This window comes from Dehalobacter sp. DCM (assembly GCF_024972775.1).
Lineage (GTDB): Bacteria > Bacillota > Desulfitobacteriia > Desulfitobacteriales > Syntrophobotulaceae > Dehalobacter.
Window position 1 is genome coordinate 3,646,311 of sequence record NZ_CP092282.1, and the last position, 18,441, is coordinate 3,664,751.

Genomic DNA, 18,441 nt, shown 5'->3' on the forward strand with positions numbered 1-18,441 from the left:
TTTAATCAGGTATGTACTCTATCAGGTCACCCGGCTGACAGTTCAAAACAGCACATAGCTTATCAATGACTTCCAGAGATACATATTTATTCGTATTTAGCCGTGCTATCGTTGCTTTCGATACCTTGGCTAATTCCATCAGCTCGCCTTTTTTCAAATTTCTATCGATTAATAATTTTAACAAAGGCTTATAGCTTATCATAATAATAACCACCTCTCAGTGAACCTAATCAAAATTATACAGTAAATTGTTTATTCTAGTAAACAAAAGTTTAATATGTATATTGAATCGCATAGTTTAATATGTTATACTTTGGTATATTATATTAAACTTTTATGTGAGGTGATAAATTATGTCTATCATTGACCTCATCAATAATCACGAAGAAAACGTTAATGAATTGATCAGAAATAACAACGAGTACCACAAGTATTTGGATAAGAGCAAAGAATCGTGGAACAAATTAATAAAAACGGGCATAAGTGATGGGCAAAGAGTTTTGGTCGAAAACATTGAAGCAACATCAGGATGTATCGGATCAATCACGTCTGAAATCTGTTATCAGAAAGGATTCAGAGATGCAATGAAACTAATCATTGAGTCACTTGTTTATTGAATTTTCCACTTTTTGATCAGGCACATACTCCAACAAATCCTCGATCCCACATTTAAATACAGCACAAATTTGATTAATTTGATCAATCTCAATTCGCTTAGTCTCTTCATAATACATCTTGGATATGGTCGCTGGTCTGATGCCAGTAAGCGATGCTAATGTCTTCTGATTCATTTTATGTTTTCCGAGCAGCTCGGATAGTTTGATTCTGACCATGCGAAACTCACTCCACTCTATCGACATTTTCTATTTGGCTTGATTGTATCAATAAGCGTAATAAAATCATATAATTTGCAAATAATATAACCTTTATCGTATTTTTATATACCTCAGGAGTAATTTATGCTATAATTACTCCTGAGGTTATTTTATTTCCGTACCAGTAACCAAAAGGAGTGGTAATTCTGATCAGCAATCCCAAAACCTGCGGCTTCACCGGCTACCGCCCATCAAAGCTTCCCTTTAAATACAATGAGCGCAGCATCCCCTGCGTCCACCTAAAGCTCTTACTCTACACCGAAACAGAAGCCGCGATCAAAGACGGGTATACCCGTTTTATCTGCGGCTTTGCTATGGGATCGGATACTTATTTTGCTGAAGCGGTGATCGCGTTGCGGGAACGTTACCCGGAGATTACGCTGGAGGCTGCTCTCCCCTGTGAGACTCAGGCTGATCGCTGGCCGGAAATGGATCGGGACAGATATTTTAAGCTTCTCACGCAGTGCGATAAGGAAATATATATCAGCCGTCAATATCACAAGGGTTGTTACCTGGAGCGAAACCGGTATATTGTGAATGCATCGCAGCGGTTGATTGCTGTTTACGATGGGCAGTTCGGCGGAACGATGGCCACTGTGAACCGGGCAAGGGTGAAAAAATTAGAGCTGGTGATGATCAATCCGGGCACTTTTCAAATGACGCGGGAGAACTTCCTATAATAGTTCAAGTTTGCTGCCGGTAATAAATTTCCTGGGATTAACTTACGGGAATCTCAAGCGTTTTATTATAGTCTTTCGAATAGGTCATTCTTTGGACATCAAGTTCCAGCGTATCCCCAGTACCAGAGAAATGCAACGTTCTGGTATGAATGACGGTGCCGTCGTTTCGCTTATCATATTGATCCGTAGTGGTTTGTTCCAAGGAAACGCGCTGTCCGTCAATGTTTAAATAAACCCGGCTTAAAATAAGACTGTCTTCACTGCTGATAGTGATACGTGTTTCTGTTGGCGAGGTTTCAATGGTATTGATCTCAACCTTTTGCTCTAAAATCGTTAACGTTTGTTTTTCTCCGCCTTTCGTTTTCATTAACGCGAAGCGCTCATTCACATCATGATCGGCGCCAAACTTTACTAATTCCAGTTGAAGCTTATTTAAATCCTGTGGCAGCGGATCAAAATCGCAATGAAAAGTTATCCCTTTCATGTCGGTACTCATGCCGCCCCCTTGCTCCGTGACTTCTTTACCGTTAGCGATGAGCCTGAGGGTAAGCTCACCCGGCCTGATTCTTTCTCCGCTGAGCTGGTCCATTGCAAGTTGGAAAATATTTTGAATAGACCCGCTGATCACTGTTTTGGTGGGGGAAGCCAGAATCGAATCGATTCTTATGCTGGTTTTATCTACCTCATACGTTTCATGAAGCGTCTTTTTCAACGTGTGACCCATGGCTGTATTTCTATTCAACGAAAAGCTGATCTCGCCTGGTACGACGCTGCCCTGCCCTGTTTCTGAAAACTGTAACGTCAGTTTTTTTTCAAAAAGCTTTGGTGGCGCAAAGCTGCCGATATATTTGATTTCTGTTTTTGCTTCGTTCATTACCCCTTGGGAATTCTGCTGGATGTGTTCCCCCCAGAATGCATTGATGGACATAAAAGGTGAGAGATTGTCTTCATCGACATGCCCCGACGGATCAGTTACGGTATAAAACAATAAAAGCTGATTCTCGTCTAACATGACGTAGTCCACTGCCAGTGAGACGCCATCCGGAAATGTAAAGCGTTTACCGACCGGTTGTCCTTTGCCCAATTCGCTTAGTTGTTTTAAAGAACCGTTCATAACGTAATCATACCCCAGGAGTTGTTTGCCATAAAAAGCAATCGCATCATAATTGATGGCTAACAGCATAATCAAAAGCAAACTCACCGCTGCCGCAAAACCTTTCAATCGGATTCTTGGCGCAAATCTTTTTTTGTTATTCAGGGCCGTGCGAAGTCTCCCTTCCAACGCGCTAGGGACTTCGATCTGATTCATTTCCGCTTTTTTCATTTCAAGAAAGTCTTCGATATTTTTCATCCGTTACTCACTCCCATGCTTTGTTTTAATTTCTGAAGCCCGGTGTGAATCCGCGATTTTACTGTGCCCAGAGGAATCTTTAAGATAGATGCAATCGTATCGTAATCCATGTCGAGATAATACCTTAGTTTTAGAACTTCCTGGTGTTTTCGATTAAGATTTCCCCAGTGTTTTTCAATCGATAGCTGTTCATCCTTTATATCGTAATCATCTTCGTAGGAACCTTCAGGAATATCTTGTATTAAGATGACTTTATGCTTGCGGGTTAAATTCTTCTTACAGCAATTGACGAGGATTGTCTTGCTCCAACGATAAAAAGCCTGCTCATCTTTTAATCGCTTAATATTCTCATAAACTTTGAGAATCATATCTTCCATGGCATCCAACGCCTCATCCTGGTTTTTCATATAGACATAAGCAAGGCGGTAATACGCCTGTTTTTCACTCATAATGAGTGCAATCAGTGCTTCTTTATCCCCTGATTTCGCTTTCTTGACCATCTGAATGAACGCATCATTTTCCACGCTACCACCCCACTTCTATACCTATGAGTTTTATCTTACCAAAAAAGTTCATTTTATTCCCGATATTAAGAATGAACCCTAGTACAGCATTCTTTAATTCTCTTTACACCTCAAATCAGGTCTGCGTGCCACAGTTCCGGCGACAAGCGGAGCACGGATTGCGTAGCGCAACGGTCCATGGATGGACCTAAGTTAAAATTCGCCAAGGAGGGCAAAAGAATTTTAACTTCCTAAATGCAAATTCAAGGATGGCGCAAGAGCCGAAAGCGGAATGTGGCATGCAGACCAGCCCAGATTATTACATCCTTATGTCATGGTATTTAGAGAACGTTGTACTAGATATAACTCTTTATAAAATTTATGATTCTGCGCCCTGTTTTTTTCCTAGTCATCCTGATGCTGATTTACTCGATGATCCGCTTTCCGGTGAGTCGCGTCCTGACCGTTTTATTCGGGGTCTTTATCCTGACCCAGATTTTCCAGCTGCTCTGGATGACCCATTTGGAAAAGAGGATCTTTAAACCGATCAGCCGCTTACAGGAAGGCGTCATCGAAATTGCCAGAGGCAATTATCAGGTGAAGATTGAGCATAATGTGTGTAACGAAATTGGTTTTCTGATGGATTCTTTCAATCACATGGCGGCCAAATTACGGGAAAATGAAATCCGTGAACAGGAATATGAAGAAAACCGTAAAGCGCTGATCGCCAATATCTCCCATGATTTAAAAACGCCCATTACGGCAATCCAGGGTTACATGGAAGCGATTGAAGACGGGGTCGCGATGTCTCCGGAAAAAACGGCGCAGTACCTGCAGGTCATCCGTAAAAATACCGAATATCTCAACCGTCTGATTGATGACCTTTTTCTGTTTGCCAAACTGGATATGCAACAGGTCGAATTTCGGATGGAAACACTGCCGGTTGGTGCCTATATGGCTGATTTGATGGCTGAATTCAGCTTTGAATTCCAGGAAAAAGGCTTCGGCTTCCACTATACGAACCAGATGACGGAAGATGACTATCTGGATTTTGATCGAAAAAGGGTTTACCAGGCTATCCGCAATATTATCGGCAATGCGATCAAGTACGGCCCGCAGGCGGGACTCAAACTGGATACCCGTTTGTATAAACAAAATGGCTATGTTTGTCTGGAGATAACGGATAACGTCCCGGGTATCCCGGCAGATCAGCTGCCAAGAATATTTGAAAGGTTTTACCGGATCGACGCCGAGCGGACGAAAGATTTGATGAGTACCGGACTGGGGCTTTCGATCGCCAAAGAATTGATCGAAGCGCACGGCGGCAGGATCACGGCGACCAGCGCCATCGGGGAAGGGTCCTGCTTTACCTTGATGCTTCCCCTGTCTGATAAAAAGGAGCCTGAAGATGAAGCATATTCTAATTATTGAAGATGATTTGCAGATCGCCGAACTGGAAAAGGACTATCTTCAGCTAAACGGGTATCAAGCCGATATCGCTGGGGATGGTGTGTCGGGTTTAAAAAAAGGCTTAAGCGGGATGTACGACATGATCATTGTCGACCTGATGCTGCCGGGAAAAGACGGCTTTACCCTTGTCCAGGAAATACGTCAAAAGCTGGAAATTCCGATTCTGATTGTTTCTGCAAAATGTGAGGATATTGATAAGATCAGAGGTTTTGGTTTTGGTGCCGACGATTATCTGACCAAGCCTTTCAGCTCCGCGGAATTGGTTGCCAGGGTCAAATCGCACATTCGGCGGTATGAGCGCCTGACCGGCAAGAAATCCGCGGTCGGGACAATTTTTCATAAGGGGTTGGAAATCAATACATCGGCTCATCAACTGTTTGTCAACGGCCGGGAAGTTATTCTTACGACCAAAGAATATGAACTATTGGTCTTTCTTGCTTCTAATCCCAATATCGTGTTCAACAAGGAACAATTGTTTGATCGGATTTGGGGAGAGGATTATTATGGCGAACCGGCCACGGTGGCCGTGCATATCCAAAAAATACGCAAAAAAATCGAGACGGACCCGGCCAATCCCCAATACATTGAGACGCTTTGGGGAACTGGCTACCGCTTTAATGCCTAGGAATAATTCCGATGCAGTTACATCCAAAAAAAGAGCAAATTCCTTGGTAATTCAGGGGATCGGAGTATAAATCCGGAATTGCCAATATGGATGTTAATGGAAATATCTTTTCTTGTATCCCCATCTGGAAGGTGATATGATATTGCTTAAAGGGGAGATCGAGTCGATGGATAAATCAGATTTGATCCTGGATAAATTGAATTCCATGGAAAAAGCTTTGCGAGCAGAAAGTAAAACGCTGAGTGACTCGGTAGGCAGACTTGAGAAAAATGTCGATAGACTTGAGAAAAAGGTTGACAAACTCAGCGATCAGCAAGAAATGTCATGGCAGGCAATTAAAGAGATTCGAGAGGAACTGACGGAAAACAGTGTGAAAATTAAAATCATCGATAACAAGGTAAAGGCTTTATAGCCTTTATATTTTTATATCATATCACAAAGCCAGGAAAAAGAGCCTCTCGCATAAAACGTTTTGCTTCTCTACCGATATACGGTCATATTATAATTTTCCTTGTAAAACTATACATCTTATAGTATAATTAAGTTTCATGAAAGGAGGTGTGCATTTGAGTAAAAAACAAAATGATATTATTGACGAAATTCTCAATTCAGTTGGGCTTGAACCATTAAAAGCTTCTGAGCAAAAGAATATCCTCAAAAAAATCTCCTAAAAAGGGGCGTGATGAGAAATGATGCTAATTTCATACAGTCAAACCTTAAGTGAGTGAAAGACGAGTTCCTGATTAAAAATATGGAGCTCGTTTTTTTTATGTTTATTAATTGGCTTTAAATGGCTTTTCAACCAGAATGTACAACTGGATGTTTGTTCATCATTTACGTTAAAATTTACACGTCATTATCATTTCGTTTGTGCTGGACAGCCCTGGACTGGGCGGTACAAGACAACAAGGCCTCATCCGGAAACCTGGATATCATGCAGCTGCTGCTAGGTAAAGGAAGCGATATTAACGCTCAAGACAGCTATGGCGAAACGGCGTTATTTTATGCCGTTTATTATGAACAGCCGGATGCTGTGAAGCTGTTATTGACTTCCGGTGCTGATAAGGGAATAAAGAACGTTAGAATAGAATCGATTAAATCAAATAATAAAGAGAATGAGGCGGAGTTAAATGACTCGATTCTGGAGAAACAAGACGTTTCGCGGCATCACTGTACTTATTTTATGTGTGTTTTTGCTTGTACCACCTAACCTCTATGGTTTGGACGAATCGGATACTTATCAGCAACCCGTGATTATTCCATTTGATTTTACATTTACCCAGACTTTACTTGACCCTGCCCGACCCGTAGTGTACTTTGTTTCGCCGAACGCTAAAAAAATCTATGCCTTGAATTACGAAACCAAGGCATTGCAATCGCTGGACTTTGTACTTAAACCGGGACGTATGAAGATGTATCAGGGAGAATTATTTGTTACTTTAAGCCCCAGCCCTGATCTGAACGAAAATGGGTCAATTGCCATCGTTGATTCGGATACTTTTACCCTCAAAGACACGCTGCCCGTGGATACCAATCCCTATGATATCGTGATCGACCATGACGGTTATCTCTATGTCGTCCCGTATACGGACCCCTATAAAATAATAAGTTATGACCGCCATACGAAACAAAAAATAAGTGTGTTTGCCCAAGCCACCATGCCAGGCTATGCTGAAATCGACCCGGTAAAAAACCGTATCATCTCCGCCGGCAACAATATCTTCTCGATGGAAGTATCGCAGGGGAAACTTCTTCACTATTATCCCGATTCTGCTGTGAATCATCCCCTAGATTACCTGTTTTTTATTTCACCCGACGGAAAGTACGTATTCAATGCCAGCGGCCTCGTTCTAAATAACCGCTTGCAGCCCGTTACGAATATCGCAGAATACATGTTTAGTTCCGGCATTACCTTTGATCTGGATCATGACCGTTTCTTTGCCAAACATACCAATGTGGTGACTGCCTACGATTATCGGCAAGGTACTGCCGATCAGGACAACCTCTTTCCGGTTACAGGCACCTTCACCACCCTAGGAAACATCTGCTATCTATATTATCAAAGCGGTATGCTGATATCGGTATCCGCTCTGGATAACGCCTACTCTCCGGGAGGGCAATACTTTTTAGAGGTTTATCCGGTTCCTGACGACGGCTTACCCAACACCGACCCGATGGCTTTCCCGGGCAATGAAGTGCCCATACCGGTACTTATACCCCAAAGCCCCCGGTTAAAATCCCTTCCCCTGGATTTTGAACCGTTGGATTCTCTGCTTGACCCTAATCGGCCCGTCCTATACCTGACCGGCAAAAATACGAAGTCAGTCTATGCATTGAATTATGATACCAACAGGATGGCGGAAATCCCATTTCAGAATCAACCGGAGAAATTAGCTTTTTATAACGATACCTTATACGTGACCTTGACAACCGGTCATGTCACTTACACCACACAGCCGCTGCACGGAGAAATCGGGATCATTGACGCGGATAATTTCTCCAATAAGGATAAAATGGCTATTGAGACAGACCCGTATGATCTGGCCGTGGACCGCGACGGAAACCTGATCATTCTCCCCGGGTCAAATCAGTGGCAGTCGATTCTGTCCTACTCCGGGCTAACCAAAACGAAGCTTCCTTCCAGCACGACAATCTATGCTAAAAGTATCGGAGAAATCAATCCTATAACCAACACGCTTTATACGCTTAGCAACGATCGAAGTCATGCAAGCACTTATAATAGTTTTGTCATAAACAACGGGATGTTTAGTCAAAATGTAAGACCGTTTGCCGGTGACGACGATAATATCGTCAACACCAATTTCCGCTTTTCTCCGGATGGCCAGTACCTCTTTAATGGAAGCGGGATGGTGTATAACCTGAACCAAGGACCGGCAACCAAAATAAACAGTTTTAGAGACATTGCGTTTGACCTGGAGAACAGCCGCTTCTTCACAGGGAAAAACGACGGAACGGTTACGATTTACGAGTATAATAACCAAAACCTGGGCAATGTTTTTCATGAACTGGGGTCATTCAAAAATAACAGCGACATTACCGCCCTCCAGTACCGGGATAATCGCCTGCTTATCGTCGGTAATAATGTCGTCAAAATATTTACCATCGACCCCGGAACGATTCCTTTGACTGCCGACGATATCCGCGATGAAACCGGTTACACCGGCGACAACCAAAGCGGGCCATTTGGGGTCAACGGTTTCTATCCGCTTTCGGATACAAATAATAACGTGGTGAACACGCCAATTGTTCTGCAAATGAACCGTTTGATCTCCGCCGGTGCCAACTATGACCAGATTATCCTGCGAGAGGTGCGGTACGGGAAGGAAGCCCCGATCTCCAAAAAGATCAACGGCCACAATCTCGAGATCCTTCCTGACGGTGATTTGTTCTACAATACACCATACATCCTGCAAATTCCAGCTGGTGCCTTGCACAGCTCAGATCAAGAAAGCTATGACCACCCGGTCACCATCCGGTTTGAAACAGGAAGTGAGTACAGCCGCTACGGAGGAGGCGACCGGATCGAAACGAGCCTTAGAATCTCACAGGCGGGCTGGGATACTGCTCAGGTGGTCGTGCTGGCAACCAGCGAAGATTACCCGGATGCTTTGACGGCAGCCCCTTTAGCCGGAAAATATCATGCGCCCATCCTGTTAACCCCGTCAGAATATCTGCCTAATACGGTTGGCGATGAGATTAAGCGTTTAAAACCCAGAAAAATTGTCCTCATCGGCGGAGAAAAGGCGATCTCAGCACAGATTGAGGAAAGCATCCGGAGCCTGAACATGTCTGGCAGAATTGATACGGTTCGTATTTTCGGTGAAGACCGCTATGCGACGTCTCATGAAATAGCTCAGGAGTTGGAATCTCCGGACAGTATTATTGTCGCCACGGGGACTAATTTCCCCGATGCCTTATCGGTCGCCGCGTATGCCACCGAACAAGAGATTCCAATTTTGCTATCTAAACCCGATGGGCTGAAAGCAGATTTACAAGCCTACGTGGAAAAGTTGGAAGCGAATAATTCCTATATCATTGGCGGAGCAAGCGTACTCTCCCGCCAGCTCGAGCAACAGCTTCCCAATCCAAAACGGATAGCCGGAAAAGACCGTTATGATACGAACTTCCAGGTGCTTTCAACCTTATACGAGGATTATACTAACATCTATTTTGCCACTGGGGAAAATTACCCGGATGCTTTATCCGGTTCCGTCCTCGCTGCCCGGGAAAATGCCCCGATGGTTCTTTTGTCAGGGAATGAAGACCAAATACCGCCTGAATGGCGCGACATCCGCAGCGAAATTAAAATGAAGCACATCTTTGGCGGTGAAGGGGTAATCCCCACAAAGACTATGCAGAGGCTATTCGAATAACTTTTGATAAGCCTATTCAAGGAGTATCTGCGCAACAATCTTGTACCGTTTATCATCAGCGATGATAGGAAGCTGTATTATTACCGTGGGCTGCACGAATGGAAAAACGCGCAGGATACGTTCAAAAAATATCTGGACTATTTTCGGATGGGGTATGAGGGATAAGGCAATCTGGTAATTCAGGACTTCACACTACCAACCGTCCCTTCTTCTCAGCTACCGTCACCGTGGCCTCGACCCCGGAGTTAAACTGGATAAAGTCGCTTTCGATGCCGTCACTGAAGATGACACCGTTTTCCGGCATCTGGGAACGTATTTTTAGCGGAGATTCCCGGGTGATTTTTCCGAAGACAAGGTTAGCCTGAGAGGTTCTGCTGGGAAACGGCTCACGGACCGAATAATATAAGTACTCTTGGTTCCAGCGAAACTCTGTTTCCTGTCGGACTTTCAAATCGCTGCCGGCAAGACAATTCACAATATGGGTTGCACCGGCGATCACACTTTTCAGCCATCCGGTCGCCCCCAGGCCCGTTGAGACAATAATGCCGCTGGAGGATTGCTGCTCCCGTTCGCCGCTGATTTCCAGCTGGTAGCGGGCGGAGACATGGGTTTTCTGTCCGACGAACAAGTCATTGACGGCGTACATCACCTGACCATCATTGAGGACCGCTTTGGCCATGGAGACTTCTTCCACCGGCCTTTTTTGTTTGAATACATCCTGAACGATCCGGTTCAAGTCGGTTACCCGGAAAGGAAGAAGCACGCCGTCCCAGCGGGCAGGGTCGGGATTGATGCCGATCAGAAGCTGGTTGGTCAAATATTTTAAGGTATTGGCAACAAGCCCGTCCTGTCCCACGGCCACGACCAGATCATTTTCACCGAAGATAAAGTTGGAAATGTATTGCCGGTCTACCACCTGGACCCTGCCGAGTGTTTCCAGTGTATTTTGCGCTTCGGATATCACGGCCTGGTATTTTTGATCTTCCGCCAGATAATCCGAAAAATCCGCTTGCAAGTGTTCGATATAAAACTTAGCCTGGGCAAGGGTGTTATACTTGGCAATCAGTTCTTCCAGTCTTGTTTTTCTTTTGATCAGGACAATTTTATTTTCGGTTAGTTTCATCATAGCCGTATCCTCTTATCCTTTTGATCCTTTGGTAATTTCCTGGAGCAAATCCGGCGAGATGTTCAGCTGGCCGATTTTCTCCGCTTTCTCAGCCAGCCCCTGAAATGCAAGTGCAATGAGTTTGTTGGGCTGCATCCCGATACTGGCTAGGGATTGGATGACATTCAAGTCCGTGTCTTCCAACGCTTTCATCATAGCCGAAAGTTCATAGGCTTTGGCGTCGGCTTTGGCTTTGGCGTTCTGTACGGTCAGTTCGATGAGCGCTTGCTTTTTCTCCTCCTGGGCCGTATCAAAATTCAGCTGTTCGTCCTTGAGCTCATTTTGTTTTTGCTGCACCGCTCTTTCCGCTTCCAACTGGGTCTCCCGGACCTGCCTCTTTTTGTTTTCTATGGCGATTTCGGTATTGTATTCATTTTCCTGGACACGTCTTTCCTGTTCGATGGAGGCGTTGCGCCGTTCATAAATGGCGTCGTCGGCTTGTTTTAAGATTTGCTCCCTGGCCTGTGCCTCGAGCGCCCTGGCCGTTTCTTTATTGGGGGTAATAGCTAAGATGGAAAGTCCCAGGATTTCAATCCCGAGCAAATCAATTTCATGATCCTGGCGCATGGCCTCAAAGATGGTCTGGGCCAGAATTTCGCTGGACGTGATGGCTTCTTTCAGCTGCAGTCCTTCCAGCGTCTTTTTGGTTAAGACTCTGACGCTGTTGATCACCCGCTGGGGAAGCTTTTTGGGATCATCGGAAACATATCCTTTGCCTTTGATATCTAGCGTATAATTCAAGAGACCCGCAATCTTTCTTTGATCAACGATGCGATACGTGATCTGTCCTTGGACGGTAACGGTCTGAAAATCCACCGTGACTTCTTCAAAGATAAATGGGATATCCACGCTGCCCATTGGAACAGCAACGATGGACGTCGTCGGCACATAATAGAAAAAGGATAAACCCGGTCCGTTTTTCACGATCTTACCGTTTCTGTACTTCATAACATAGTCGCTGGGCTGGAATTTAATAAATCGAAAACCGAACATTGCTTTTCCCTCCTTTATATATAGACAGAATCAAACAGAATCAATTCAAATGAAGTCTGGATGCCTATTCTTTAAGCCAATTCGGGTTAAACCGGTAAAGCTTTGAAGGCCGGTGCCCCGCATCCTTGGTGTACTCGTTGGTCTCAATGACCATTCCGGCAGTCTTTCGTCGAAAATTTGCCTTCAGCAGCGGGGTATCGAGGATGATTTCATACACCTGCTGCAGTGCCGTTAAGGTGAACAGTTCCGGCATCAGAGTGAAGGCAATGTCGGTGTATTCAATCTTATTGCGCAGCCTTTCCAGGCCGTATTCGATGATCTTGGCATGGTCAAAGCCGATCCCCTCCGAGGCCACGACTTCCCTCTCTATCTTGGTGACTTTGCCTTCTACGGTTTTCACAATCTTCACCACGGCCTGAAGGGCATGTTCATCATTGGTGAGATGCAGTCGGAATAACTGCTGCTGGCTGTATCCTTTCTCCGTGAGGGTCTTTTGTTCTTGCTGAAGCTGGCATGAGACGGTAAACCACCTGGCATCATCGGCATCATCGCCGGATTGAATATCCAATGACGTGCTGTCCACGAGTGACATGTAGGCAGTACTGATGATTCGGGTGCGCGGATCCCGGTGGACGTCTCCCCAGGTATAAAGCTGCTCCATATAGATATTGTCGATGTTGGTTTCTTCTTTGAGTTCCCGCAGCGCCGCTTCATCAAGACTTTCATCCATCTGCACAAATCCCCCCGGCAGTGCCCACTGCCCGATACAGGGATGGTCCGCTCTCTTAATCATCAGTACTTTGAGCTCTTTCTCCGGCAGGGTGCGATAATTTTTGTTTTCCCTTTCCGCAACGGTGAAAATCAGCATATCGACGGTGACAGAAGGTCGGTCGAACTTGTTGGGATCATAGGTCTTTAAGAATTCTTTTTCGGTGAGACCGTGTTTATTTCGTAATTGATTTTCCATTGGCAACATCCTTTCCGCTTATGTATTTGCTATTTGTTATTATCACTCTGTTATGATTATTTTGTTATTATCATTATAATACTATCTATTGGATTGTCAAGAGTATTAGTCCCTCCATGGACTTGCCGCTCCTTGCCCTCCATGGCACCGCGGCATTAGTCCCTCCATGGACGTCAAAAAGATGCTGCAATTTTATGCACAGCATCTTTCCCGTTAGACATATGGTTTATTTTGTAAATTTATGTTATAATTTCCCTGCAACAGATTGAGAGCAGAGCGTTCGGCATTCCCTATCTTTCAATAGAAAGAAATAGACCGCCACCCTACAATGTAACGGTCTAATCCGAAAACATAAGCCGACCGCCTATAAAGCGGCTGTTGTGGGAAATCATGTTAACCGCATGATTCCTCTTACAATATTATATGCCATATTTAAGTTAAAACACATAGCTAGATGTAAAATTTTGTCAACCATTCCTCATCTATGCTACGCCTCAATGAAGATCTCTAACCCTTATTCAATTAATTCTTTTATATATGTTACCTTCCATGAGGGAACCCCAAGAAGATCCATGATAAATCAATTCATCTTCTGATATCACTTCGAATCTATATTCATCAGGATCTAGTTTATCGAAAACTAGATCGATGCATCCATTGTCTCGTTCATTCGTTTTCCACACCCCTGTTAATTCTTCCATCCCCTCTAGGAAATTGATCGTAAAGAGAAAGGAATTATCCGCATTCAGTTTAATTGTAGAACAGTATTTTAATGTATATATTTCTGCTGATACTTCTTTTTTACCATAGCAAAATGTATACTCTTCCATAAATTTTCCGATTATTTTTCTCGGGCTTAATACTACCTTGGCAATGGTTGCATCACCATCGGATTCAATTTGAAAAAATACGATCAGGCCTTGATTATTTTCAATATCAAGCGTTACAGAATATTGAGAAGTTCCGGTTTCTAGCCGGGGGAAATAGATTTTAGCAGGCTTATCCTCAGTACAGTTTTTTAACGCTATGAGCGTTCCGGCCCCATATTCGTTTTGGCCCCCGCCGTCGAGGTTAACTGTGATCTCTTCCGCAAGTTCTTTGCTGCAAAGGGCTTTCAGATCCTCATATTTTTGGTTTTGGGAAGCAATATAGCACTTCACCGCACGGCTCATGATCATTTCCTCCTGCCGGGGAGAAATACATTCCAGCAGCTTGGCCGCCTCAGCTTCCGTAGGCTTTTGATAACCTATTTTTGTTCCCATGATTTCTACCAAACCATCGGAAAAGCAGACAATGTCGTCATACCAATACAGATCGTCTTCTGTTAAACTGGAATATCCTGTAACGGTCCAGATACCGCCTTCCCCTTTTTTCTCAGGTTGGGCAACGTTTATAAATACCGAATTATGATCATCCCATGCATAAAGAAATGAAGAAATCCCATCCGGTCCATGATACAGATTCTCCGCTTGCCCTCCGGAAAGGTTTAACATTCGAACGGCACTTGTGTCTGGAACCAGGAGAAAGCCTGCCTTTCCGTTATCGGCTTGTTTTTGCAGCGCCGCTGTTTCTTCCCGGGAAAGAGAAGGAATCCCCTTTTGATAAGCCTGAGCAAATTTTGCCGGCGAATCAATTTGAGTCGCAGATAATACGGGAACATGACTTTCAGGTTCCGATTGGACCTGTGAATTTTTGGTTGCCGAACTACAGCCTGATATGTATCCAAAAATAAAGATTAAAGCAATTATTACGCTCACTCTGTATATTTTGTTGTTTAACCTGAACATCCTATCCCCTCACCTTACTGCCTAATTCTCATACATTATATCACTTTTAAGGATTTATTTGTCTATTTGGCCTGTCTGGATACACAAGACTTTCCCTGTTGAATAAATTAACCAATTAAACACCTATACCAATTCATTAACCTTGCCAGCAATTGATATTGCTATGCCAGAAAATTCAGCACCATTAATGTTATTATATGGCTTATTTTGGCATTATATGGTATAATCATCCTGCAACAGACGGCGTGCAGGGCGGTCGGCACTCCCTCCGGAAGGAGGTGATGCCCATGGATATATTCCAAACTTTGATGCTGATGGTTTCGTTTGCGACTTTGGTCGTTTTGATACTATCCTTCAAAAACAGGAAATAGACCGCCCCTCCAAGGTCAACGGTCTATTCCGTTCACTTTCGCCGATCGCTCTAAAAGCGGCTGTTGCGAGGAATCATGTAGTAGCATGATTCCTCTTTGCTTATATTATATACCATATTTAAGTTATAATACATAGTTATTTGTAAAATTTTGGACGCCTGAGTTCACCGCGTATTTATCAGTTATCAAATGCCTCTATCCATGTTTTTAATTGAATCTTATGTTAATTTTACCTTTATTACCAACAATATTGCAATGATATTCAACGCTTGCTGCTTTACAATAATTCTTGTTATAAATCTTTACATTTATCAAGTATTTTTTTATGGAGGGAAAATATTGAAAAGCAGAAAAGCAATGGCAATAATTTTGCTGTCTTTTTTACTTATTTTTGGGAATGTTACATCGGCGCCGGCCCTGGCACTGGCGCTTAATCCTGCTCAAGGGATGGTCAGTCCAGGTGTCCTGCATACGCTTTATGTTAATAACAGGCAGCTCTATGCCTGGGGAGACAATACTTTCGGGGAGCTTGGGGACGGTTCCCGGATAACCCGTCTTATGCCGGTGAAAATCCCATTCGATAAAGGCGTGATTTCTTCGGTTTCCGCCGGGTTAGGATTCAGCCTTATTTTGACAACGGACGGTAAGCTCTGGTTTTTTGGCCTGACCATGTCACCCGATAATCCCTATCAAACGACACCGGTGGAAGTGCTGGATTCCGTGAAGGCGATATCGGCCGGAACGGATTTTGCCCTGGCTCTGAAAGATGACGGTACTGTCTGGGCGTGGGGCAATAACACCCGCGGCCAGCTGGGAGACGGAAGCAGCGAACAACGGCTCTCTTATATCCAGGTTCCGAATCTTACCGGGATTACCCAGATTTCCGCCGGTGCGGACCATAGCATGGCGCTTGACCAAAACGGCAAGGTATGGACTTGGGGCGCAAATACGTATGGCCAGCTGGGAACCGGAGACAGCACGGACAGAAATACCCCGTTCCAGGTAACACAGCTCAGCAATATTAAACAAGTATCGGCAGGCTACGAGTACAGCTTAACCTTAAATACAAGCGGCAAAGCATACGCCTGGGGAAAAAATGATGTCGGACAGCTCGGCGTGGGGAAAAATACGTATCAACCGGAAAAAACACCGGTTCCGGTTTGTTTAAATAATGATACATTATTAAGCATTGAAGCAGGATCATCCAACTCATTTGCTAAAGATTACGCCAATGATTTATGTGCGTGGGGCGACAACCGGACTTACCTGATAAGAGACGCAAATCACGATTATTACAAAGATTACTTTGATTATCCTGTAGAAATATATGTACCATACGAGGATAGTGTAGCTGCAGGGTTTAACAATGCTTTTGTCGTTACATCGTTCGGATTAGTAGCCCATGGTTCCAACTTCACCGGCCAGCTGGGCGATGGGACAATGCTTTACAGCTATAGCTTCTACGATGTTCTGCTTGATCAAAATATTTCCGCGGCACACCGTCTGGGCGGCAACAACCGTTTCGAAACCGCCGTGAAAATTTCCAACAGCGGTTGGCCTTATGGGTTGCTACCAAGTATGCTTCCAGATATAGGGTTTCCTGACGGGTATGGAACGTCAGTTGTTTTGGCCAGAGCCGATTCGTTCCCGGATGCGCTTTCCGGAACGCCATTGGCTGCCGGCCTTGCCGCTCCCATTCTTTTGACAAACAAAAATACGCTTTCCCCCGAAACCGCTGCAGAAATAGAACGCCTCGGTCCCAAGACAATTTACCTGCTTGGCGGTGAAGGGGCTATTTCCAAAAATATCAGTAATCAATTAAAGAACGACGGTTACACGGTCATCAGGCTTGGAGGCACGGATCGTTTTGATACTTCTTACAAAATTGCACAATACCTTTATGACCATAAATTGACAAGTGGTGAGAAAGCGGTTGTCTGCAACGGTCTGAATTATCCTGACGCGCTTTCGGTATCATCAGCTGCCGGGTATCAGAGAATGCCGATCCTCCTGACCATGCCTAATAAATTATCACCGCCCGCACAGACGGCAATTACCGAACTGGGTGTTAAAAAGACTTTCGTCATCGGCGGAACCGGTGTTGTATCGGATGGTATCCTGCTACAACTCCCGGATGCTGTACGTTACGGTGGAGCAGACCGTTATGATACCTCCCTTCAAGTCGCCAAGAATATGGGGATGGATACCGGAACCGTATTTTTGGCCAGCGGCAAAAATTTCCCGGATGCCTTGGCAGGTTCGGTGCTAGCAGCTTTTACAAACAGTCCGGTCATATTAGTCGGAAACAATCCACCGAATTTGGAGAAGTATAATACCATATTAAATCAGTTAACCAGAAATATTTATGTCCTTGGTGGTGACAGCGTTATTAATGACGACCTATTATTCTCTATGGAAGACAAATACTTTGCATATATTGATGTCTATTATGAAATTTAAAAGGTAATACCGGCGAGAATCTCTGGATTTTGCTGGGCTGCTTGCTAAAATCGGCGGTATTCATTTGATAGACAGCCAGATAAGTCAGGTTCGGAATTCCGCTAAGTTGCAAGTTAATGTCATTGAGATCATCGCTAGCCTTAGCCAGATCGTAAATCTCACTTGCTGTCCTGCTTTTGTTAATTTCGTTTGTCTGCTCGCTCAAAACTGTGTAATAGGTGTTATCATTGCCGGTCAGGGCTTTATTTTTCCAGACATAAAGCTCGGCGCTCCTCTCCGGACAGGGATTCTCAAAATCCATCAAAGTAACCCCGCCCAGACCTGGCCGTAATTATTGATCAGCCAGGGACTGTCTTTATCCTGGCGGATGAGGGTGAAGCCGATATATACGTTTTCCCCGCTTTGGTCAGGTACTTTGGTTTCGTCATACTGAACATTGATATAGGCATCCACCAGGGCGATGTTTTCTTTGGTCAGTCCCATTTTAGCGGCATGTTCATCTTCCAGAATATTTTGCAGATGCTGGGCGTTTTCAACCGCCCAGACACTATTAATGGAAAGGCTGATCACGCCAAAATCGTTTTTTCTGTCCTCCAGATGCTTCGTCACAACTTCAACGGCCGCGTCTTTGTCAGCCTGGCTAAGTTGTTCTGCCGCATCGCCCGTCTGAGAACTGCTGCAGCCCGCACCTAAGGCAAATAAGAAAATGGTTATCAGGAGATACATCTTTCTTCGCATCAAAAATTCCTCCTCCCCAAGATATGCCCATCATCACTTAACCAGTTCCCCATATGTCCACT

Annotated in this window: 20 protein-coding genes; 10 read left to right on the plus strand and 10 right to left on the minus strand. The window is 44.4% G+C overall.

Annotated elements, in window-relative coordinates; all coding sequences use genetic code 11:
* Position 1 precedes the first annotated feature (1 nt).
* On the minus strand, positions 2 to 205 hold the full coding sequence (locus tag LPY66_RS16930; protein WP_337988125.1) for a helix-turn-helix domain-containing protein: 204 nt from the start codon (positions 203 to 205) through the stop codon (positions 2 to 4).
* A 148-nt stretch (positions 206 to 353) separates the two neighbouring features.
* Here LPY66_RS16930 and LPY66_RS16935 point away from each other — a divergent pair, with 148 nt between their 5' ends.
* Entirely contained in the window at positions 354 to 617 is a 264-nt protein-coding gene (locus LPY66_RS16935) for a hypothetical protein (protein ID WP_119776135.1), read from the plus strand.
* Here LPY66_RS16935 and LPY66_RS16940 read toward each other — a convergent pair.
* Positions 603 to 833 carry a helix-turn-helix domain-containing protein gene (locus LPY66_RS16940; protein ID WP_337985424.1) on the minus strand — a complete coding sequence of 77 codons (231 nt, stop codon included), beginning with the start codon at positions 831 to 833 and terminating at the stop codon, positions 603 to 605. The genes LPY66_RS16935 and LPY66_RS16940 overlap by 15 nt on opposite strands.
* Positions 834 to 1,012: 179 nt before the next feature.
* On the opposite strand from LPY66_RS16940, the gene LPY66_RS16945 reads away from it, so the two are divergent.
* Positions 1,013 to 1,555 (plus strand): SLOG family protein, encoded by a 543-nt coding sequence (locus LPY66_RS16945; protein WP_337985425.1) that lies wholly within the window; start codon positions 1,013 to 1,015, stop codon positions 1,553 to 1,555.
* A gap of 37 nt (positions 1,556 to 1,592) precedes the next feature.
* Here the strand turns inward: LPY66_RS16945 and LPY66_RS16950 are convergent, their stop codons facing one another.
* A complete protein-coding gene (locus LPY66_RS16950) occupies positions 1,593 to 2,906 on the minus strand; it encodes a DUF4179 domain-containing protein (RefSeq protein ID WP_337985426.1) in 1,314 nt (437 codons plus the stop codon).
* Positions 2,903 to 3,430, minus strand: a complete 528-nt coding sequence (locus LPY66_RS16955) for an RNA polymerase sigma factor (protein WP_443112442.1) — start codon at positions 3,428 to 3,430, stop codon at positions 2,903 to 2,905. The genes LPY66_RS16950 and LPY66_RS16955 overlap by 4 nt, the downstream gene beginning before the upstream one ends.
* A 248-nt stretch (positions 3,431 to 3,678) precedes the next feature.
* On the opposite strand from LPY66_RS16955, the gene LPY66_RS16960 reads away from it, so the two are divergent.
* The 6 genes from LPY66_RS16960 (at position 3,679) to LPY66_RS16985 (ending at position 9,898) form a co-directional block, all read left to right on the plus strand.
* Positions 3,679 to 3,951 (plus strand): hypothetical protein, encoded by a 273-nt coding sequence (locus LPY66_RS16960; protein WP_337988184.1) that lies wholly within the window; start codon positions 3,679 to 3,681, stop codon positions 3,949 to 3,951.
* The gene (locus LPY66_RS16965) at positions 3,923 to 4,840 is read left to right on the plus strand and encodes a HAMP domain-containing sensor histidine kinase (RefSeq protein WP_337988127.1); all 918 of its coding nucleotides are present in this window, start codon (positions 3,923 to 3,925) and stop codon (positions 4,838 to 4,840) included. Before LPY66_RS16960 ends, LPY66_RS16965 begins: the two co-directional genes overlap by 29 nt.
* Positions 4,818 to 5,504: a response regulator transcription factor gene (locus LPY66_RS16970; RefSeq protein ID WP_337985427.1), complete on the plus strand. Its 687-nt coding sequence runs from the start codon at positions 4,818 to 4,820 to the stop codon at positions 5,502 to 5,504. The genes LPY66_RS16965 and LPY66_RS16970 overlap by 23 nt, the downstream gene beginning before the upstream one ends.
* Positions 5,505 to 5,670: 166 nt before the next feature.
* Positions 5,671 to 5,916, plus strand: a complete 246-nt coding sequence (locus LPY66_RS16975) for a hypothetical protein (RefSeq protein ID WP_337985428.1) — start codon at positions 5,671 to 5,673, stop codon at positions 5,914 to 5,916.
* Positions 5,917 to 6,372: 456 nt separating this feature from the next.
* Positions 6,373 to 6,714, plus strand: a complete 342-nt coding sequence (locus LPY66_RS16980; RefSeq protein ID WP_337985429.1) for an ankyrin repeat domain-containing protein — start codon at positions 6,373 to 6,375, stop codon at positions 6,712 to 6,714.
* Positions 6,692 to 9,898 (plus strand): cell wall-binding repeat-containing protein, encoded by a 3,207-nt coding sequence (locus LPY66_RS16985; protein ID WP_337985430.1) that lies wholly within the window; start codon positions 6,692 to 6,694, stop codon positions 9,896 to 9,898. Before LPY66_RS16980 ends, LPY66_RS16985 begins: the two co-directional genes overlap by 23 nt.
* A 187-nt stretch (positions 9,899 to 10,085) precedes the next feature.
* On the opposite strand, the gene LPY66_RS16990 is transcribed toward LPY66_RS16985, so the two are convergent.
* From LPY66_RS16990 to LPY66_RS17005, 4 genes are all read right to left on the minus strand, one after another.
* Positions 10,086 to 11,024: a sugar kinase gene (locus LPY66_RS16990; RefSeq protein WP_337985431.1), complete on the minus strand. Its 939-nt coding sequence runs from the start codon at positions 11,022 to 11,024 to the stop codon at positions 10,086 to 10,088.
* A gap of 12 nt (positions 11,025 to 11,036) precedes the next feature.
* Positions 11,037 to 12,056 (minus strand): SPFH domain-containing protein, encoded by a 1,020-nt coding sequence (locus LPY66_RS16995; RefSeq protein ID WP_337985432.1) that lies wholly within the window; start codon positions 12,054 to 12,056, stop codon positions 11,037 to 11,039.
* A 64-nt stretch (positions 12,057 to 12,120) separates the two neighbouring features.
* Positions 12,121 to 13,023, minus strand: coding sequence for an NUDIX hydrolase (locus tag LPY66_RS17000; protein ID WP_337985433.1), 903 nt, complete (start codon positions 13,021 to 13,023; stop codon positions 12,121 to 12,123).
* Positions 13,024 to 13,541: 518 nt separating this feature from the next.
* A complete protein-coding gene (locus LPY66_RS17005) occupies positions 13,542 to 14,780 on the minus strand; it encodes a hypothetical protein (RefSeq protein WP_337985434.1) in 1,239 nt (412 codons plus the stop codon).
* Positions 14,781 to 15,097: 317 nt separating this feature from the next.
* Between LPY66_RS17005 and LPY66_RS21035 the strand changes: the two genes are divergently transcribed.
* Both LPY66_RS21035 and LPY66_RS17010 read left to right on the plus strand, forming a co-directional pair.
* On the plus strand, positions 15,098 to 15,181 hold the full coding sequence (locus LPY66_RS21035) for a putative holin-like toxin (protein ID WP_443112495.1): 84 nt from the start codon (positions 15,098 to 15,100) through the stop codon (positions 15,179 to 15,181).
* Positions 15,182 to 15,520: 339 nt separating this feature from the next.
* Entirely contained in the window at positions 15,521 to 17,641 is a 2,121-nt protein-coding gene (locus tag LPY66_RS17010; RefSeq protein WP_337985435.1) for an RCC1 domain-containing protein, read from the plus strand.
* On the opposite strand, the gene LPY66_RS17015 is transcribed toward LPY66_RS17010, so the two are convergent.
* Together LPY66_RS17015 and LPY66_RS17020 are read right to left on the minus strand one after the other, a co-directional pair.
* Positions 17,592 to 17,942 (minus strand): hypothetical protein, encoded by a 351-nt coding sequence (locus LPY66_RS17015; protein WP_337985436.1) that lies wholly within the window; start codon positions 17,940 to 17,942, stop codon positions 17,592 to 17,594. The genes LPY66_RS17010 and LPY66_RS17015 overlap by 50 nt on opposite strands.
* Complete coding sequence (locus LPY66_RS17020) at positions 17,942 to 18,379, minus strand: DUF4829 domain-containing protein (protein ID WP_337985437.1); 438 nt, start codon at positions 18,377 to 18,379, stop codon at positions 17,942 to 17,944. Before LPY66_RS17020 ends, LPY66_RS17015 begins: the two co-directional genes overlap by 1 nt.
* Between the last annotated feature and the right edge of the window lie 62 nt (positions 18,380 to 18,441).